The 18,433-nt window shown below is 63.0% G+C and carries 16 protein-coding genes and 1 tRNA gene; 13 read left to right on the forward strand and 4 right to left on the reverse strand.

The genetic code is table 11. From position 1 onward, the window contains the following. Positions 1 to 62 precede the first annotated feature (62 nt). Both E3O60_RS08815 and argS read right to left on the reverse strand, forming a co-directional pair. The gene (locus E3O60_RS08815) at positions 63 to 857 is read right to left on the reverse strand and encodes a DUF2993 domain-containing protein (RefSeq protein WP_134497809.1); all 795 of its coding nucleotides are present in this window, start codon (positions 855 to 857) and stop codon (positions 63 to 65) included. Between the two features lie 16 nt (positions 858 to 873). Beyond that, a complete protein-coding gene (argS, locus tag E3O60_RS08820; protein ID WP_134497811.1) occupies positions 874 to 2,550 on the reverse strand; it encodes an arginine--tRNA ligase in 1,677 nt (558 codons plus the stop codon). A 43-nt stretch (positions 2,551 to 2,593) separates the two neighbouring features. On the opposite strand from argS, the gene E3O60_RS08825 reads away from it, so the two are divergent. From E3O60_RS08825 to E3O60_RS08840, 4 genes are all read left to right on the forward strand, one after another. Next, positions 2,594 to 3,247 (forward strand): iron ABC transporter ATP-binding protein, encoded by a 654-nt coding sequence (locus tag E3O60_RS08825; RefSeq protein ID WP_134497813.1) that lies wholly within the window; start codon positions 2,594 to 2,596, stop codon positions 3,245 to 3,247. A 107-nt stretch (positions 3,248 to 3,354) separates the two neighbouring features. After that, positions 3,355 to 4,863: an HNH endonuclease signature motif containing protein gene (locus tag E3O60_RS08830; RefSeq protein ID WP_134497815.1), complete on the forward strand. Its 1,509-nt coding sequence runs from the start codon at positions 3,355 to 3,357 to the stop codon at positions 4,861 to 4,863. 100 nt (positions 4,864 to 4,963) lie between these two features. Then, a tRNA-Arg gene (locus E3O60_RS08835) sits at positions 4,964 to 5,035 on the forward strand. A gap of 205 nt (positions 5,036 to 5,240) precedes the next feature. Then, on the forward strand, positions 5,241 to 6,608 hold the full coding sequence (locus E3O60_RS08840) for an NAD(P)-binding protein (RefSeq protein ID WP_134497817.1): 1,368 nt from the start codon (positions 5,241 to 5,243) through the stop codon (positions 6,606 to 6,608). A 289-nt stretch (positions 6,609 to 6,897) separates the two neighbouring features. On the opposite strand, the gene E3O60_RS08845 is transcribed toward E3O60_RS08840, so the two are convergent. Then, complete coding sequence (locus E3O60_RS08845) at positions 6,898 to 7,527, reverse strand: recombinase family protein (RefSeq protein WP_088455430.1); 630 nt, start codon at positions 7,525 to 7,527, stop codon at positions 6,898 to 6,900. Between the two features lie 385 nt (positions 7,528 to 7,912). On the opposite strand from E3O60_RS08845, the gene E3O60_RS08850 reads away from it, so the two are divergent. From E3O60_RS08850 to E3O60_RS08890, 9 genes are all read left to right on the forward strand, one after another. Next, the gene (locus tag E3O60_RS08850) at positions 7,913 to 8,347 is read left to right on the forward strand and encodes a hypothetical protein (protein ID WP_134497819.1); all 435 of its coding nucleotides are present in this window, start codon (positions 7,913 to 7,915) and stop codon (positions 8,345 to 8,347) included. A gap of 1,168 nt (positions 8,348 to 9,515) precedes the next feature. After that, positions 9,516 to 10,004, forward strand: a complete 489-nt coding sequence (locus E3O60_RS08855) for a hypothetical protein (RefSeq protein ID WP_133159801.1) — start codon at positions 9,516 to 9,518, stop codon at positions 10,002 to 10,004. Between the two features lie 738 nt (positions 10,005 to 10,742). Beyond that, positions 10,743 to 11,900 (forward strand): hypothetical protein, encoded by a 1,158-nt coding sequence (locus E3O60_RS08860; protein WP_134497821.1) that lies wholly within the window; start codon positions 10,743 to 10,745, stop codon positions 11,898 to 11,900. Positions 11,901 to 12,039: 139 nt separating this feature from the next. Further along, the gene (locus tag E3O60_RS08865; protein WP_165787964.1) at positions 12,040 to 12,648 is read left to right on the forward strand and encodes a DUF4232 domain-containing protein; all 609 of its coding nucleotides are present in this window, start codon (positions 12,040 to 12,042) and stop codon (positions 12,646 to 12,648) included. A gap of 963 nt (positions 12,649 to 13,611) precedes the next feature. Continuing rightward, the gene (locus E3O60_RS08870; RefSeq protein ID WP_134497823.1) at positions 13,612 to 14,043 is read left to right on the forward strand and encodes a hypothetical protein; all 432 of its coding nucleotides are present in this window, start codon (positions 13,612 to 13,614) and stop codon (positions 14,041 to 14,043) included. Between the two features lie 175 nt (positions 14,044 to 14,218). Then, positions 14,219 to 14,695 (forward strand): hypothetical protein, encoded by a 477-nt coding sequence (locus E3O60_RS08875; RefSeq protein WP_166788977.1) that lies wholly within the window; start codon positions 14,219 to 14,221, stop codon positions 14,693 to 14,695. 157 nt (positions 14,696 to 14,852) lie between these two features. Next, entirely contained in the window at positions 14,853 to 15,092 is a 240-nt protein-coding gene (locus E3O60_RS08880) for a hypothetical protein (protein WP_134497827.1), read from the forward strand. Positions 15,093 to 15,492: 400 nt separating this feature from the next. Next, positions 15,493 to 15,927, forward strand: coding sequence for a hypothetical protein (locus E3O60_RS08885; RefSeq protein ID WP_134497829.1), 435 nt, complete (start codon positions 15,493 to 15,495; stop codon positions 15,925 to 15,927). A 262-nt stretch (positions 15,928 to 16,189) separates the two neighbouring features. Beyond that, the gene (locus E3O60_RS08890) at positions 16,190 to 16,759 is read left to right on the forward strand and encodes an AAA family ATPase (protein WP_134497831.1); all 570 of its coding nucleotides are present in this window, start codon (positions 16,190 to 16,192) and stop codon (positions 16,757 to 16,759) included. Between the two features lie 828 nt (positions 16,760 to 17,587). Here the strand turns inward: E3O60_RS08890 and E3O60_RS19100 are convergent. Further along, positions 17,588 to 18,166 (reverse strand): DUF6578 domain-containing protein, encoded by a 579-nt coding sequence (locus E3O60_RS19100; RefSeq protein WP_370448639.1) that lies wholly within the window; start codon positions 18,164 to 18,166, stop codon positions 17,588 to 17,590. Between the last annotated feature and the right edge of the window lie 267 nt (positions 18,167 to 18,433).

An 18,433-nucleotide genomic window follows, 5' to 3' on the forward strand; every position in this document is an offset into this window, starting at 1 on the left:
CGCGCCGAAAGAGGCGCGGGAATCTACCGGAATTCTAGCGACTGCGAGTTGCGCGCGCCGAATCAAGCGGTGGAACAGCTGCCCAGGGTGGTGAGCGACTGTTCGGTGAGCGTCAATGTGCTCGACTCCAGCGTAATGCGTGCGCGCTCCGCTGTGGTCTGCACATCGCTGAGTGTGACGCCCTGCGGCAGGTAACCGGCCAGGCACACGCTGATCGGCTCGTTGCCGAGCACCAGGTCCAGCAGTCCGCTCACGTCCAGGCCACCGGCACCGGAGGTCACCCGCGCGTCGGTCGGGGTGAGCACGAGTGAGTCGTCGGTGACGCTGGGGGTCGCGGTGGCCTGGTAGCCGACGGCCAGGCCGAACACGCTCAGCTCGCCGGTGTAGGTGACCTGGTCGGTGCCGAGCTCGAGTTCCGCGTTGCGCGCGGCAGGGGCGGCATCCGCTTCGGCCAGTGCGGACTGCAGCAAGGTGTTGAGGGCGGCCTGGTCGAGGTCGATGGTGCCGTTGACATGGTCGATGGGCTGGGTCGTGTCGGTGGGCACGCCGGTGGCGACGATCGAGACGGATGCCGGCACGTCGTTGACGGTCAGGGTCGGCGCGGTGAGCTCCACACGTTCGAAACTGCCGGTGAGGTACTGCGCGATCACCGAGGTGCCACCGATCGCCGCCTCGACGTCGCCGGTGACACCGGCGGGCAGGCCGGCATCGATCTCGCTGGCGATGCGGTCTTGCGCGTAGCCGCGGAGGCCCGCGTCGGCGGCGAAGAAGATGCCCACCAGCGCGAGCAACACCACCAACGTCACCAGCAGCCGGCGAGCGGGCCGGCGGCGTTTGGGCAGTGTCGAGCTCGTCACGAAGGAGTGCTCCGGCCTACATGCGCTCCGGCGCGGAGACGCCGAGCAGACCCAGGCCGTTGCGGATGACCTGGCCGGTGGCGTCGTTCAGCCACAGCCGGGTGCGGTGCAGGTCGGTGACCGGCTCGTCGCCGAGCGGGATGACCCGGCAGTTGTCGTACCAGCGGTGGTAGTAGCCGGCGACCTCTTCGATATAGCGGGCCACGCGGTGCGGCTCGCGCAGTTCGGCGGCCTGGGCCACCACGCGCGGGTACTCCTGCAGCACACCGAGAAGCGCGGACTCGCTGTCGTGGGTGAGCAGTTCAGGGGCGAACGCACTGCGGTCCACGCCGGAGTCGGCGGCATTGCGGCCGACGGAGCAGGTGCGGGCGTGCGCGTACTGCACGTAGAAGACCGGGTTCTCGTTGGTGCGCTTGCCGAGCAGGTCCAGGTCGATGTCCAGCTGGGAGTCGCTCGAGGAGCGCACCAGCGAGTAACGGCCGGCGTCCACGCCAACCGCGTCGACGAGGTCGTCGAGGGTGACGATGGTGCCGTTGCGCTTGGACATCCGCACGGGCTCGCCGCCCTTGAGCAGGTTGACCATCTGGCCGATGAGGATCTGCAGGTTCACGCCGGGCACGTCGCCGAACGCCTCGACCATGGCCATCATGCGGCCGATGTAGCCGTGGTGGTCGGCGCCGAGCATGATCAGGTTCTGGTCGAAGCCGCGCTCGCGCTTGTCGAGGTAATAGCCCAGGTCGCCGGAGATGTACGCCGGTTCGCCGTTCGAGCGGATGATGACTCGGTCGCGGTCGTCGCCGAAGGTGGTGGTGCGCAGCCAGATGGCGCCATCTTCCTCGAAGATGTGGCCGAGTTCGCTCAGGCGCTCGATGGCGCGGTTGACGGCGCCGGATTCGTGCAGGGAGTCTTCGTGGAAGAACACGTCGAAGTCCACCCCGAAGCCGTGCAGCTTCTCCTTGATCTCGGTGAACATAAGGTCCACGCCGATGGAGCGGAAGATTTCCTGCTGTTCGTCGCGGGGCAGGACGGCGATGTCACCCTCGTAGATCTCGACGACCTTGTCGGCGATGTCACCGATATACGCTCCGCCGTAGCCGTCTTCTGGGGTGGGCTCACCCAGGTAGGCGGCCAGCACGCTGCGGGCGAACCTGTCGATCTGCGAGCCGTGGTCGTTGAAGTAATACTCGCGCGTCACATCCGCGCCCTCGGCGATCAGCACGCGGGCGAGGCTGTCGCCGACGGCTGCCCAGCGCACGCCACCCATGTGGATGGGGCCGGTGGGGTTGGCCGAGACGAACTCGAGGTTGATCTTGATGCCGTCGTAGAGGTGGCCGGTGCCGTAGACCGAGCCGGCGTTGACGATGGTCTGCGCGAGTGCGCCGGCGGCGGATGCCTCGAGGCGGATGTTGATGAAGCCGGGGCCGGCGATCTCCACGGAGGCGACCTCTGGCATGGCTTCGAGGCCGGCGGCGAGTTCGGCGGCCACGGCGCGCGGGTTGGTGCCCAGCGGCTTGGCGATCTTCATCGAGACGCTCGAGGCCCAGTCACCGTGGTCGCGGTTGCGCGGGCGCTCCAGCGACATGTCGGCTGCGACCAGACCGAGATCTGCGATCTCCGCCCCTTCGCCTCGTCGGCGCTCGACCAGGGAGTTGACGAGGTCGAGCAGGGACTGGGAGAGTTCGGCAGGGGTCACGGCGAACAAGCTTACCCGCCGTCCCGGTTGGTAAGGTCAACGAGTGACCCACTCCAGCTCGTCCTCCTTCGCCACCGGCCGCCGACTGCGCGCCGCACTCGCCCTCACCGGCGCTTCGCTCGCTCTGATCGCCCTGGCCGGATGCGCACCGGCAGGCGACACGGAGCCCACCGCGTCAGCCACGGCAAAGCCGACCAGCACTGCCACGTCGGAGCCCACCGCCACGGCGGAACCCACGGTGTCGGCCACGGCGTCGGCCACCCCTGCGCCGGCAGCCGAAGGCACCGCCGTGGACAAGAGCTGCGACCAGGTCCTCACGGCGGACGACGTCTACGAGATCAACCCCAATGTGAGTGTCGACCCGGGCTATTCAGCGTCGAGTGACACGGCCGTGACCGCGACCACTTATAACGGCATCGCCTGCGGCTGGATCAACAATTCCAGCGGCGAGGTCATCGACGTGTCAGTGACGATGCCGAACGAGGCGCTCGCCAATACCTTGAAGGATGCGGCCCTGGCCGGCGGCGAAGTCGTGCCGACCTACGGCAGCGCTCCCGACGTAGAGGGCTACTTCAGTGCCGATACCGGCACCGCTCAGGTCTTCACCGGTGGGTACTGGGTGGCGGTCTCCTCCCCCGCCATGATCGAGCCCGGCGATGCCGAGCGCGTCATGAGCACGGTTATCGGCAACCTGTAGGGCTCTTCGGGAGGATCGCTCCTCCTCCACAGGCCGGTTTTTCTGGACCTTTCCACAGTTTGGTTTCTGGGCCTGGGAGTGTCGGTGGTGGGTGCTTCACTGTGCCTATGGCCACCTCAGCTGCCACACCCGATCACACCCCCGATGACCCTGCGGACCCCGCGGTGGATCCTGTCGCGGCGGCGATCAGCGCGGTCATCGACCCGCTGATCGAGAACGAGAAAGTCATCGCGGCCGGCTACGCCGAACGCACCCGGCTGCTGACCGAGCTGGACCGGCTGGGCCACGAACCGCGCATCCTCGCGGGTCTGTGTGGTGACCCTGCCGAGTCCGGCCGGAACGACCCCGACACCGGCGCGCACGGCCCGGCCTGGGACGACGAGGAGCTCGCCCGCCGCAGCATGGCCGCCGAGGCCGCCGGAGCGCTACGGCTGACGGCCACCACGGCGGGCATGATGATCTTCGACGCCGCCCGCCTCACCGGCCAACTGCCCGGCTTCCACCAGGCCCTGAGCCGCGGCAGCATCACCTGGGGCCACGCGGTGAAGATGCTCACCCTCACCGACGGGGTCCCGGAAGAAATCCTGCCCGCGTTTGAGGAGAAGGTGCTCCCGGCGGCGGAGAAGCTGACCTCGACCCAGTTCGTCCGGGTCGCCGGCCGGATCCTGGAACGGATGCACCCGGTGCCGTTGCCGGACCGCGCCGACGCCGGCTTCGTCAAGCGCCGGGTGGTGCTCAGCCCCGACGCCGACGGGATGGCCTGGCTGAACGCCTACCTCAAAGCCGAAGACGCTCAAGCGATCTACGACCGGCTCAGCCACATCGCCACAGACCTCGACACCGACGCTGACGCCGCCCCGGCGCCCGGCTCCGACTCCCCTGTCCCCTGCCGCAGCAAGGACCAGCGCCGCGCGGACGCGTACCGCGACCTGCTCCTGGACGGTGTCGGGCCCAGTGGCCTCGGCCACGGCATCCGCGGCACGGTCAGCATCACGGTGCCGGCGCTGACCCTGCTGGGCCGAAGCGACGAACCCGCCATCCTCGACGGCTACGGCCCCATCGACCCCGAGACCGCCCGCCGGATCGCGGGCACGGCGACCAGCTGGTCCCGCATCCTCACCCACCCCGAAACCGGCTGTCGACTGAGCATGGGCCGCGACACCTACAACCCGCCCGCCGACATGCGCCGCTACCTCGACGCCCGCGACCAAACCTGTCAGGGCATCGGCTGCAACCGGCGAGCCACGCTCAGCGACATCGACCACACCCGGCCCTGGTGCACCGGCGGCCCCACCGACGTCGACAACCTCGTACACCTCTGCAAGGCCTGCCACCGCCTCAAACACCAATCCAGCTTCACCACCCGCCAAGGCCCCGGCGGCGCCCTCACCTGGACCACCCCCGCCGGCAAGACCTACACCTCAGCGCCCACCAACACCGACCCCACCACCTACGACCCCACCACTTACGACCCCACGACCTACGACAGCCAGCCACTCGGCCTCAGTAACTCGGCGGTCTCGCCACCGACGCCACCGGAACCAAAGCTGCCGGCCGCGTCCAAGCGGTCGGCCTCCGCGTCTCGACGCAGCGGCGAAGAGCCTCCCCCGTTCTAACCGCTCTGTCCAGCTGCGCCTGTTCGTCACCCGCCCAGCAACCGGCGCACCAATCGGCGCAAAGACGTCCGCCCAGGGATGCTAACCTAGAGGTTCCTGGGCCCCCATAGCTCAGGGGATAGAGCACTGCCCTCCGGAGGCAGGGGCGGCAGTTCGAATCTGCCTGGGGGCACATTTGTCACGTGACATGCCAGTTCGGACTTCTGCCACCCAGTTCGGACAATCGGCATGCGAATTCCGGGAGTTCATCCCGCGGCAGTCCATGAAACTGTTGCGATGACTCCGTTCCATTCCCCGTCGGGTAGGAGCGGATTGCTCCTCGTTGCGTCGATTCCTGTGCCGTTGACGCGGCCCCCAGCGAGTGTCACCATTAACACATGGCTCGAACCCTTGAAGCCGACTACCTTGTGGTGGGCGCGGGTGCCATGGGGATGGCATTTACCGACACGCTAATCGACCACGCCGACGTGCGCGTCGCGATGGTCGACCGCCGTCACGGGGTCGGCGGGCACTGGCTGGAGGCGTACCCGTTCATCAGGCTGCATCAGGCCTCGGCGTTCTACGGCGTCGCCTCGAGCATGCTGGGTGGCGGCAAGCTCCAGGTGAGCGGACCGGAGACCGGGCTTCAGGAGCGGGCGAACCAGGCGGAGATCACCGCGTACTACGGGCAGATGCTCGACCGGATGCTGGAGACGGGCAAGGTCGACTTTCTGCCCAACAGTCACTTCGACGGCGACCACACCGTCGTCTCGCATATCGCAGGGGTTCAGTTCGAGGTGCCCGAGTCGTGCCGGATCGTGAACGCCCACTACCTCGCTCCCAGCATCCCGGCCGAGACGGCACCGCCGTTCGATGTCGCCGACGCGGCTCGCGTCCTGCCCATCAACGACCTCGCGCGGCTGGAGGAGGCGCCGAGCCGGTACGTCGTCGTGGGCGCCGGCAAGACCGCGAGCGACGCCTGCATCTGGTTGCTTGCGCGCGGCGTGGACCCCGACGCGATCTGCTGGGTCCGGCCTCGCGACCCGTGGATGTTCAACCGCGCGCTCATCCAACCTGAGCCCGCAATTTTCCTCAGAATGGCCGCCGACGTCATGCAGATCTCCGAGGGCGCGGCCTCGCTCAGCAGCTTGTTCCTGCAGCTCGAGGACGCCGGGATCCTTCTGCGTATCGACCGCTCGGTCATGCCGACGATGGCCAAAACACCGACTCTCGCGTCGTGGGAGCTCGACCAGCTTCGCTCCATTTCAAACGTCGTCCGCCGCGGGCACATCGCGTCTGTGGATCGCGGCAAGCTCACCTTCGCCGACGGCGCCATGCAGGTTGCGGATGATGCCCTCGTCGTGCACGCCGCGGCGGACGGCCTGAAATACCCACCCCTCGTCCCAGTGTGGCGGCAGGAGGACATCACGCTTCAGCCGATCCGGACGGGCTTCCCGTGCTTCGGCGCCGCCCTGATCGGGTACGTCGAGGCCACCCGCGCCGACGATGCCGAAAAGAACCGGCTTTGCCCGCCTTCGAACTACGGCAATTCGATGTCCCAGTGGGCGAAAGCGACCGTTCTCGGCACCCGGGCCGCGATCAACTTCACTGCCCAGCCCGACATCAAGGCGTGGTCGGACGGGGTTGCGCTCAACCCGGCGCGAGTGCCGCCGGGATACCCGCATTCCGCTGCGTTGGACGACGCTCGCGAACGTCTTGCGATCCACACCCGTCCGGCGCTGGCGAGGCTCGTCGAGCTGATGTGAGCTCAGCCTGTGCTCGGTCGCTCTTTCAGTCGCGCCACCGCCCGAGCTGGCGTGCGGGGCGGCGCGCTTCTGCTCACTGTGGGGTGAGCAGGATCGCGTGTCCGATGTACGGTGGCAAAACCATCGACCTTGCACGGAGCTACTTCCGCGTAATTACGCGTGTCCGACCTTGGCAATTTGTCCGGACTGGACTGTCACGCGACAACATTTGTCACGTGACACGCAACTTCGGACTTCTGCCATCTAGTTCGAACACACCGCAGACCAGCTTGTGGGAGTTCTGTACTCGTCAACTCGCACCGTCACTTTCCGGGGTCTCGTCACCGGACTGATCTGGCAACAGTCCCAGGGTGCGGGCCCGGCGGTAGAACGTGGCGCGGGACATCCCGAAGTCGCGTGCGACCTGTGCCGTTGGTTCTCCGGCTTCGATGAGTCGGTTGGCGTTGCGGATTTGTCGGTTCGTGATTCTTCGCGGTCGGCCACCAAGGTTCTTGCCGGCCTTGCGGCGTCTATCGATCGAGTCGAGCACACGCTCACGCTTGATTTCGTGTTCCATCTGCCCGAGAGCAGCCATGATTGTGAACAACATGGATCCCATCGGTGTCCCTGTGTCGACGTCTTCGCCGCCCAGATCGAGGACGCGAAGCTCAACGCCTCGGTCGCTAAGCCTTTTGGAGACGGCAAGAACGTTCTGCGTCGACTGCCCCAGCCGATCCAGCGTCGCGATCACGAATGTGTCGCCAGGTTCAAGCGCTGCGAGTGCGGCATAAAACTGAGGACGAGCTGCCCGCGCTCCGGAACTCCCCTGATCGATATATAGGTCGTCACGCCGCACACCCGCCGCCAAGAGCTCGGCCCGCTGCACGTCAGTATCTTGCTGCCGAGTCGATATCCGGGCATAGCCAATCAGCTTGATCACAGCACTCCTTAGTTGTCTCATAACTAACGATGCGCACTGTAATTCACGTCGAGGGTTATGCAACGTAGTTGTAAGACTCGACCCGTAGTGAGATTCAGGTGATTTCGGAGGAAGTCCAGATCACGGCGAGGAGACGTCTCGAATCCCTAGGGTTTCGAGACAGTAGAAGTTGCTGAACGGCTGTCCCTGTGGCCTGGGGTCCCGCATGCAATAGGTTTAGCGAACGGTTCCCTTTCTAGCGGATCGGCGGGGGCATAGTTGCGGTCGAGAACATGGCATTGAAGCCGGGCGGACCGACGCTTGCGGACTTCAAGAGCGGTGCGATTGAGGGATCCGTGGCCGGGGCGTCCGGACCGTCATCGGGCCTCCATACAGGTGGGTGGCAATGGAAAAGGTGAACAAAGAAATGCCGACAATGGGTAACTCTGCGACGCCGAAGGCGACCAAGCCAAGAACCTTCTGGTTGTCCTTCGTAGGTTTCCTCCTCATGCTCGTGGTTTTTGGGGGTGTGGTATTCGGTGGGCAGTTGGACGCGATGACTGTCGAAACCGTGCGCTGCGTGGTGGTCTCGGCGGAGCCAGACACGGCGTCGGGCGGATCGAGAGGGTCGGCGTCAACGCCCGCGGTTCTCATCGAGACCTCGAACTGCGGCCGCCTGGATATCTCAAGGGGAGTGACCTTCGACGGCCGGCAAAAGCTGGCGTCCTCCTTTGAAGTCGGCGCCGAGTATGAGTTCGACATCGGTTGGTTCTCCCGGGTCATCATGACGAACGTCTTCCACGGAAGTCAGGCAGTGCAGGGTTACCGGCTGGTGGAATGACCGGGCTCCATCGACCGGCCGGAGAGGGCCGTCGCGACCCAAAGGGCCCCTCTATCCTCAGATGTTCCTCCAAAGGGAAAGCTCTCCAAGCATCGGTGCTCAGAACTGGAATCGGACCGAATCCCGTCTGGGAAATGTCTCGTAACCTGAGCGCCTCGAAACCGATGCGATATGAGACTCGGTCGGGGCGACGAGCAAGAGGTGGCTTGTCTCGCATCCGGACGTGTCTCGCATCGGTAGGGTTTCGAGACAGATGTGGGCTATTCCAGCTCCGGTGGCAAGTGGGCCTTCAGAGTGGGCGCTAGCCGGTCCGACGGACATACATCAGGGGTGTGCCAACGACGAAGCACAGGATGCAGCTCCCGACCAGTGCCAGTACCAAGCCGCCTTGCGGGTGCCCCTGGAAAGTGCCAATGAGAACTACAACCGCTCCAGCCAAGGCAAGAACGACGCCGCACAACACGAGCGCACCACCAAGACGAACTGATCGAGACAACCCCGATCGAGAGGTCCCCGCTGCAGTGATATCGCGGCCGGATCCGTCCGGCTCTCGCGGGAGCGTCGTCGGCGGTGTCAGTATCCGGTCACTGTGTCGTCTCGCAGTTTCGAAGGCCACAGGTGACGGGTGGGCGACGTAGCTGCCGGCCTGTGGGACGCCTGCGATAACCATGAAGTCATCGAATCGGTCCGGCGAACCAGGTACATCGTGGGAACGGTTTTGTAAGTGGAGTACCGGCTCAAGCCAATGTGCTGTGCTGCGAGTGCTCCCGCACGCCGTTTCAAAACTGTTCCGACGACCATTGCACTCATCACGAGCGGGAGCACTCCCACGAAACCGACGACGGGTAGCGCAGCGCCGTACTGCTCCGGCGCAGACACCATACGGCCTACGAATGTAGCCAACATGATGGTTCCGATGCCCGCTGCCACCGCCCCAAACACGATCGGGTCGGCCTTACGGCGCACTCTCGCTGCTTCCGAGCCGATTCGCTGAACCCACGCGTCGGTTTCTTCGCCCTGAGGCATTGATTTCCTCGTTTCGGCGACTGTCGAGTGCGGAGTGGCAGGTGCTCGTATGCGCGACGATTGACACCTTAGGACATGGGACGGCAAACGCATGATCGATGTGCGTGACCAACGGCTCCGAGAGGTCGCAGATGCTCGGGCCATGTCGCGAAGATTTTCGCTAGCCACCCGAACAACTCTTGGCTTGATAGGCGGGCTCGTTTCAGCGGGGCTGCTGGCGGGGTGCAGCCTCCTCGAGCTGAGGACGTCGTCTCCCGACGAGGTCGAGACAGCGAACCTGCGGATCTCAGCTGATCAGATCAGCTACTCCTTCGACGGCTACTGCGGAGTCGGAGTGAAAATCGAGAACCTCAGCCCCACGCCGATCAAGTTCAACGAAAGCGACCTTGCAGTCTTCGACGGCTCAAGCTCGACCGAGTGGGATCTTCCCTTCGGCGGTCGCGCCGGATCAGTGACGACGGAGCACCGAGGTTATGCGATCGGCGAGTTCCCCTCGATCATCGAGCCGGGCGCCACCGCTACGGATGCCTTCGTCGTGTACTGCAAGGAAGGCAACACGTACACAGTCACCGTCACTTCACTCGACGGCGACAGCGCCTCATTCGATTTCACCAGCGCGCCAGGCGGTTGACATGGGCGCAGCTACGATCGGGCTCCTGCTGGTCGTCGGCCTGTTCATATGCGCCGGGTTGTTGTTCGGCGTATAGGTGCCGGGTTGTTGCGTACGGGTAGCCGCCTGCGGGTGCCGGCTCCTCCTCTGAGCCCAACATCGGTGTCTCATAGCCTCGGTGTCTCGTATCCCATACGAACAGCGGCGGACGCTGCTACTGCGGCGTCCGCGGGAGCAATACCCACGAGACTTTACGCGTCGGTAGGGTTTCGAAACAGGCAAGCCCAACAGGCGTTGAGAAAGTTGCTTTGGGTCCGAGGGTCAAACCCCGAGCTGCGGGATTCCAACCAAATAGCCAGTGCAGCCGGGCTCTCGAACTTTCGCTTGGAGTGGGTGCGCTTCGCAGGATTGTGATCCGATCCCAACGGGCATGGACGGTTGCCGGTCATGGCAGGCCCTGGAGAATCTAGGCTGCCCGAATTGGGGGCAGAACGCGAGGAGTAGGGACCAGATAGATGGCGGAGCTTGCCTACACTGCCCACTACTCTCGCAAGAGGAGCCGTGTTGTTTTTTTCGGTCCGCCCGGACAGAAGAGAACGATCAGAGGGTCCGGTCCGTCGTTTCTACGCCGATGCAACTGCGGATAGGAACTGATGCGGATCGACTACGCGCGTTGGCCAGGCGACTAGGCATCTTCAGCGTCGTCGGCTAGAGACCCTAGATGCACCTTCTGTCCGTTTCGTTCAAAGGATTCGCCGTATGCGCACGACCCGGACTGGCCGCATCGCCCTCACGCCGGCTGTTTTGCTCGCCATCGTGGTCCTCAGCGGATGCACTGCGGGGCCCCCGATAGAACCGTCAGCGTCCGTCGCACCAACACCAGCGGCAGCGAGCGTTTACACCTGCGACGACATTGCCGCCCTTGATGACGTGGCACCCGTTTTCGTCACCGCCGACGGAACCGCGCCGACCCCGGTGGCCGCGATCCAGCCAGCGTTTAACCTCATTGACTACGTCGTGCCAGCCCTGGGCGGTCTGTCCTGCTCCTGGCGGGTCGGCCCCGCGGTCACCAACCCGTTGCTCGACCCCGTCGATTTCGACTGGGCTTACGTCAGCGTCAAGGTCGTTCCCGGCGGCGCCGACTCTTGGGCGCCCTACACGGTGGGCGACGACGCCTTATCGTTCGGCGACGGCCCTTCCGACACCGCGATGACCATCGGAGGCATTGAAGCGGCGACCGGGTGCGGCTACTACGACACCGGCTGCTTCATCAGCGCGCCGGTCGGCGATGCCTGGGTCGAAATCGTGTTGAGCACGAACTGGATCCAACGCGACGGTTGGTATTTCTCCGGGCTGACGCCCGACGCGATTCTGGCGCAGATGCAGCCGCTCGCGGCATCCGTTTTCACCGCTCTGACGGATGCTCAGCCCGGCAAGTTGGTCTGGCCGACGGTCGATCTGGTCGAACACGAATCGGACTGCACCCGCGCGGTGGGGTCGGAGGGCATCGCCACGGCTCTCGGCGTCGACTCGCTCGAATACGAAGTCCGGTCCCCACCAAACGGCTTGACCTACTTTGAGAACTACGTGGCGCAGCGGGCCGGGGTATTCCAGTGTGATGTGGATGCCGCCGGCGTCCCGGTCGACTTGATCGCCGCCGGGGTTTTGGGTACGTCGGTCACGGTCGGTTACGACCTGGCCGGACTCGTCGACACGATGGTCTCCACACCAGACAGCCAGGCCCTGCCGACGATTGCGCTGAAGGGCGCGGTCGAGGGTGAGCACGCCGTGCAGATGTGCTCCGACGTGACACCGTTCTGCGTCGTGATCTTCTCACTCGGCCAGTCGGCCTACCAGGTCGCGTCGAACAGCGACACGGTGGCTATCGCCGAAGCGATCATCGCCCACACCCGCTAGTGGTCATGTTTGTAAGTTCGTCGAGGGTTATTGACTGTCCGACAACGCGACACTGTCAATGGACGACAGCCTCCATCGTCTGGCTGGCAAAAGAGACCTTAGATGCACCTTCTGTCCGTTCATTCAAAGGATTCGCCGCATGCTCAAGACCCGGACTGACCGCATAGCCCTCATCGCGCTGCTGATGCTGCCCACTCTCGCGCTCGTAGGATGCGCCGAAGGGGCCGCCGAGGCTCCGGAGCCCACTGTGGCCAGCGCACCCGTGTCGAGCTCGACCCCGACTGCAACCCCCCAAGTCGAAGCGGCGGAACCTGTGTGGCCAAACGACCGGTGTCAGGACGAACAGCTCGCCGCTGAGCTTGTAGAGCGTCCCGACCTTTCTACAGCGACCCGGGAGGGGCTCGCGATCGTGCTCACGAACGTGTCGGAGCAATCCTGCTCCTACTACGGGGGACCAGGAGTGCTGTTGCTCGGCGCCGACGGCACTAATCTGGCCAGCCGTGACGACAAGATATTGGGCCCCATCGAGCCGGAGGCCGGGGCGCTCGCCCCGGGCGAGTCGGCCCAGGTGGAAGCGCTCCTCACGTACGTCGTCACGTACGACTGCACGCCGGCGAAAGTGACGACAATCCGGGTGCTCGTGACATCGGATGGTGCTGGCCCGGGCATCGACGCGCCAGCTGATCTGCAGGTCTGCGGCGACGCTTGGACCGACTTCACGGTCGGGTCACTCGTTCCTGCATCCTGACTCCGCCGGATGCCGCGCTGCGCTCGGCAGGCCGTCGTCCTGTTGAGACTGCACATCTGAAGCACTGTCTCGTTACTTATGTGTGTCATATCCCATGGGATACGAGACAAAGGAGATCGCCTGTTCAGCGACGAGCGGCAGCTGACTTGTCTCGCATCTGGACCTTTCTCGCATCCGTACGGCTTCGAGGCACATGACAGGCTTCGTTCGTGGGACGATACCGTCGGCGATAGGCGGCATCTCGGTAACGACGGGTCGAAATCCGAGGGAACCCGTTATGGTTCGAAATACGTACGAGCCAAGGGGACGGGCCAAGCGATGCGAACGAAGACTGTCCGTCCAGAACGACTACTCGGGAGGCACATGCAGATGACCGACACCGAATATCGCCACTCTTCGAAACGACGATTGTCCGTTCTGTTCTCGCCTATCCGTCTCGCCCTCTTACTGGGGTCTGTGGTGTAGCTGATCGTGCTGAACGTGATCTACATCAGCAACTCCGGCAATCCGTCATGGGCTGGTCCCGCCTCGGCCTTTCCGATCCTGGTGTGGGTGACAGTCATGCTAATCACGGACAGCCGTATCGGAGGGCGGGGAAGACGTAGCTCGAGCATTTCGGTCAACCCCGAAAACGTCGAGCAATGCCATGGTCACCTTGGATGAGTTGAAGAGCTCCCTTCCTCCCTGAGCTGCCCCCTTCACGTGTCTCGCAACCGATCTGCCTCATGTCGCATGGGATGCGAGACATGAAATCATGTCGCAGGTAATGCACCCTTGCGGCTGTTCTCGTCGGAAGGGACAAATGAGCACTCCCGGTGCGCCTTGGCCGGGGAATCCCGACGAAAAGAATCCCGACCGATTACCGACCGCCCAATGGGCAAGGTCGGTGGTCCGCATTCGGCCGCAGCGAACTGGCTCTGCGCGACTGTGCCCCAGTTCACACCAGTACCGTAGCCTCGAATCGTGATTGAGGAGCAGCCTGTAAGTGGGAGTGACGGCCAGTACCGCCGCGTGGTCGACCCGGGGACGCAGATTGAGATGCTCGTGCCCGCGGAAATCCCAGACGATCGCGCCGTCGACCATGCCCGGCGGGAGCAAGCAGGCGAGTTGCACCGGATCCGGTTCTTCCTGGACTGGGGCCACGACTATCCGTTATGGGAGAACTTCACTGACAAGTACGCAATGGAGCCGGACGATTATGGCATCTCCTCTGAACTGGGCCGACGCCTTAACGACTGGTCGCTTTTCTGGCAACGTCACTTTGACCCGTTTGACGGCTGGGACGAATCCAGGAATCAGACTCGATGGTTGGCGACGGGAGATGAGTTGGTGCGTCTGCTTGAGGTTGAGGTCTACGACATTGCGGTGGTTTTGCCCCAGTTCCGCCCCAGCTGAAGAAATCACGTGCTGGAGGCTCTGGTGCAACTGTTCACCGTAGCGCGCTCGAGATCGCTATCTACGGAAACTTAACCCGAGCACACGAGACGCCTAACAAGCCATGAGATATGAGGCGTTCAAAACCGCCTGAACGGTCGCTGATACATAGCAGCATCGATGGTTGACTGATCCCGTGATGGACGATGATTCCCCTCCTGCCCCGGTCTATCGGCGAAGCAGCGCGCCGAGTCCTCGCCTAACAGCGGAGATGCGCGCGACTTGCGTGGCGAGTTCTGTACGGGAGCAACGCGCAGAAGTCGCACTTCAGCCCGACCTCACGCTTGAGCTGATCGCCCGGCTAGTCCTGGACGAAAATGAGGATGTCAGACATATGGTCAACAACATTCATCGAGACATCCCGTCCGCTCTTCTCGAGGCCGCCCTCGCTAATCATCCAGAGGATGCCCATAGCATCGCTTTCCAGGAGGAAGCGCCGCTGGCCGCCCTGCGAGTCAAGCCTTTCAACTTCGCAACTCGCGCCGACATCGAGCGGTACCTCCTGGCCACCGCAGCTGATCCGGACCTGGCTCGAAAATTCCGGTCAATACCGAAAACGTCGAGCAACGCCATGGTCACTTTGGGCGAGCTGATGACTTCAGTTCGTCCGTGAGCAGCCCCCTTGGCGCGTCTCGCAAGCCAGCTGCCTTGTATCCCATGGGTTACGAGACGGTCGAGGGGACAAATACAGGCGACTCGTCTCGCAACCTGACCTGTCTCACATCGGCAGGGTTTCGAGACACGATGCGTAGGCGCAGTAGGCTTCGGGCATGACAGGTCTTGACCACTCTGAGTCCAGAGCAGATTCGAAAGGCACCGGCACCGCGTACCTCGGCGGCGCTGTCGCGATCATCGGGCTCTCGATACTCATCTTTGGGAATGCGTCGGAATGGTTCGACCACGTTTCCGGTGTTGTCTTCGTTTGCCTCGCTGGCACTCTTGCGTACCAGGGAATACAGTCGATTGCTAAAGGCTGGCGCACTGCTGGAGAAAACCAGTCACACCGGTAGCAACGAATCCTGAATGGACCGCCCGGAACCCAGGAGAGATGTGTCTCGTAACGCATCTGCTTCATAACCCATGGGATGCAAGACACGACGTTCCTCTTTGAACAGTCGAGAGTGGCTCGTGAGAGGTCCTGCATTCGATAGGTTGAGCGAACGGTGTCGGTTTTGCCGGTCGCCTGCAGCAATTTCAATTGCTCTTCTGCACAGCTGGGGTCTGGCCTGGTTCGAGGAGCCCGTGGCGGAGTAGCTGGTCGACCGTTTTTGGCGGGCTCGTCGTTGTGGTGGGGACCGCAGGTTTGAAGCCGGACGGGGCAACGTCTGAGAATTTCGTGAGCGGTGCGATTGAGGGCTTTTGGGGCGGGGCTTCCGTACCGTCAACGGGCCTCCATACAGGTGGGTGGTAATGGAAAAGGTGAACAACGAAATGCCGACAATGGGTAACCCTGCAACACCGAAGGCGAAGAAGAAGCCAAGAGCCGGGTGGTTGTACTGGGTCGTGTTCCTGCTTTTGGTGGTGTTTGGTGTCGGTGTGCTGTTCGGCCCGGAGTTGGACTTAATTTCTGTTGAAAGCGTGCGCTGTGAGGTGGTGTCGGCGGAGCCGAGGTCGTCGTCGGGCGGGTTGAGAGGGTCGGCGTCAACGGCCTCGGTTCTCATCCAGACGTCGGACTGCGGTCGCCTGGCAATCACCGAAGGAGTGACTTTCGACGGGCGGCAAGAACTAGCGGCTTCTTTCCAAGTTGGCGCGGAGTATGAGTTCGACATCGGATGGTTGTCCCGGGTCATCATGAACGACGTACTCCACCAAATTCAATCAGTGCAGGGTTATCGGCTGGTCTAATGACCTTGCCTGCGTTGACGACCCGGGAGGGCCGTCGCGATCCAACGGACCTCCCATGCTCAGGTTTTCCTCTACGAGGATCGCTCTCCAAGAGTCGGTGTTAGGACCTGGAATCGGACCGCATCCCTATTGGGAAATGTCTCGCAACCTAAGTGCTTCGAAACCCATGGCTTGCGAGACACCCGGGCATCGACAACATGCTCTCTGCTCAGGCGATGCAGCTGCTCGAGGCGGCTGGAGCGTGCGTGCTTACACTTGAGCGATGCTTCCCCACGACGGCGCCCTTCCTCATCGCCCACACCGCGTACTAGTCGCGGGGGTCTCCGGTTCGGGCAAGACCACACTGGCAGCGCGAATCGCCGCCATCACCGGGGGCTCGCATACGGAAATCGATTCGCTATTCCACGGCCCGAAATGGGTTCCAAGGCCGGAATTCCTCGACGATGTACTAGCTTTCATCGCCGCGGAGTCATGGACGACCGAATGGCAGTACGGCTCCGCTCGACAGGTGCTCGCCGAACATGCCGACTTACTAGTGTGGCTCGATCTGCCATTCATACGTGTAACTCTTCCTCGTGTCATCCGCCGCACCATTCGACGCCGGCTCTATCGAGAGAAGCTATGGAACGGCAACGTTGAGGGCCCCTTCCTCACGATGCTCACCGACCGGGAGCACATTGTGCGATGGGCAATCTCGACCCGGCACAAGTACGACGAACAGGTACCACCGCTAGAACTCCAGCATCCCCACCTCGTTGTCGTAAGGCTGCGATCGCAGCGAGACGTGGAGCGTTGGCTGGCCGGGGCACTCCGCGGAGCTATGCGATCGTAGCGGCCGTCTGTTCATCGCCTGGGAGTGAGCCACTCGTGCGCGATAAGTGTCGCTTAACCTCAGCGCCTCGTATCCCATGGGATACAAGACATGGGCGCGACAATTCCCTTGTTGCGCCCAGCACGTGCTCGCGGGCTACGTCAATTGGGCGTCGCGCGGTGTTTCTTCGACCTGAGAACCATTAGTGCGAATGAACACGTGAATATTACCGAAAGACAAAGAAGGGCTGTCTGGAGACCACCAGTCCCGTATTGGCCTATATAAACGAAGAGTCCGATCGCCGGAACAACCGCACCGGCTCCAGCTATAGATCCCTGGACAAACCGCGATCGCCTCAATCGCCAATCGACAATCAAGAGGGCTAACGCAGCACCAACACTTGACACGAACCCAAATATGATCCCTCCAAAAACACAGAACATGACAGAGACCATGAGGGTTTGCTGAAAGTCGTTTGGGGAAAAAAGTCCGTGAAGGAAAGAACTGCCAATCGCGATAACTGCCCCAGCAACAGGCCCAAGGGCGATGCCCATCGAGAAAGTGCCAGCTACCGCGCCTGGCTTGCAGCGCGCGTCAGCCAACGGTGGGTGAACGGTCATATGGACACCATTGCGCAGCATCACTAACCCACGCCACGTTATTGCCTCCGGGAGGTTGTTCAACTTCCCCTTCAGGCTCTCTCTGCCCCTTCGCTCCATTTGTCCAGGGACAGTCAACGTTGCGCTGTGTCTCGCAACCTAGGTGCCTCGTAACCCATGCGTTAAGAGACGCCGGGCGCCTGTCCGGCCTGGCACTACTTGCTTGGTCGAGGGAGCGTGCTTGAGATTCTTAGCCCCTGAGTCGGACTATCCAGCCGACAATTCGACCGTGATGTGTGCGCGGCGTCCGCAGGCTCCGCACGCTGTGCTGCATTGCTCCACCGGTTTCTGGCACCAGTCCGCGTTCCGCTTGCGCTTGCGCTTGCGCTTGCGCTTGCGCTTGCGCTTGCGCCGGACGGTAACGCACCGAGACCTGATCAATCCGAACCACACGACCGGAACGGTACGTCCAATCCGTCCGGTGCCCCCGTGCCCCTGCCTCGGTGTCACGCTGCAGAAGGACTGTTCGACGGCCTGCGAACAAGCGGGACGCCCAGCCTTGATCCATCGGGATGAGAGCCCAGTCGACGTGCCCACCGAGAGCGACGTCAAAGCCGTCATCGCCGACCTGCCATTCGGTCAACCACACATCGGTGTCCTGGGCGCCTCTGCTCGGCGAAATGTCTTCAGCATCAACGGCTTCCAATTCTGCTCTGACGAGTGGTTCGTACGAGGCGCTGAGATGCACGTGACTGCCCGAGTCGCGGGAAGCTTCGTGTGAACCCCGCGCGCCCATCGGAGAAGGCAGCTCGCTGTTTGAACTGGTCATTGAACCAGACTAGGAACCCCTGCGCATAAGCACGAGTCTCAGCAGGAAGCCAATCTTGCAAGGGGCACGCGCTCAGCGCGAGGGTTACCGGTGTCTCACAACCCAGATGCCTCGTATCCCATGGGATATGCGACGGCACCGCACGCCCGGGTAGAGCGCTGAGCTGTGTCGAAGCAGCATGCTTGCCCCTCACATTCGGGTGCTCAATTCGGCCGATAAACACTATTGACCAGCTTTTTATGTGAGTCTAAAGGCGACAGGTTCGCC

It is taken from the genome of Cryobacterium sp. TMB1-7 (genome assembly GCF_004402435.1).
GTDB classification, from domain to species: domain Bacteria; phylum Actinomycetota; class Actinomycetes; order Actinomycetales; family Microbacteriaceae; genus Cryobacterium; species Cryobacterium zongtaii.

Bases quoted from the DNA above. Each gene is read 5' to 3' on its own strand.
- E3O60_RS08830 (WP_134497815.1), top strand. From the start codon at position 3,355: ATGGCCACCTCAGCTGCCACACCCGATCACACCCCCGATGACCCTGCG.
- E3O60_RS08840 (WP_134497817.1), top strand. From the start codon at position 5,241: ATGGCTCGAACCCTTGAAGCCGACTACCTTGTGGTGGGCGCGGGTGCC.
- E3O60_RS08850 (WP_134497819.1), top strand. From the start codon at position 7,913: ATGGAAAAGGTGAACAAAGAAATGCCGACAATGGGTAACTCTGCGACG.
- E3O60_RS08855 (WP_133159801.1), top strand. From the start codon at position 9,516: ATGTCGCGAAGATTTTCGCTAGCCACCCGAACAACTCTTGGCTTGATA.
- E3O60_RS08860 (WP_134497821.1), top strand. From the start codon at position 10,743: ATGCGCACGACCCGGACTGGCCGCATCGCCCTCACGCCGGCTGTTTTG.
- E3O60_RS08865 (WP_165787964.1), top strand. From the start codon at position 12,040: ATGCTCAAGACCCGGACTGACCGCATAGCCCTCATCGCGCTGCTGATG.
- E3O60_RS08880 (WP_134497827.1), top strand. From the start codon at position 14,853: ATGACAGGTCTTGACCACTCTGAGTCCAGAGCAGATTCGAAAGGCACC.
- E3O60_RS08885 (WP_134497829.1), top strand. From the start codon at position 15,493: ATGGAAAAGGTGAACAACGAAATGCCGACAATGGGTAACCCTGCAACA.
- E3O60_RS08890 (WP_134497831.1), top strand. From the start codon at position 16,190: ATGCTTCCCCACGACGGCGCCCTTCCTCATCGCCCACACCGCGTACTA.
- E3O60_RS19100 (WP_370448639.1), bottom strand. From the start codon at position 18,166: ATGACCAGTTCAAACAGCGAGCTGCCTTCTCCGATGGGCGCGCGGGGT.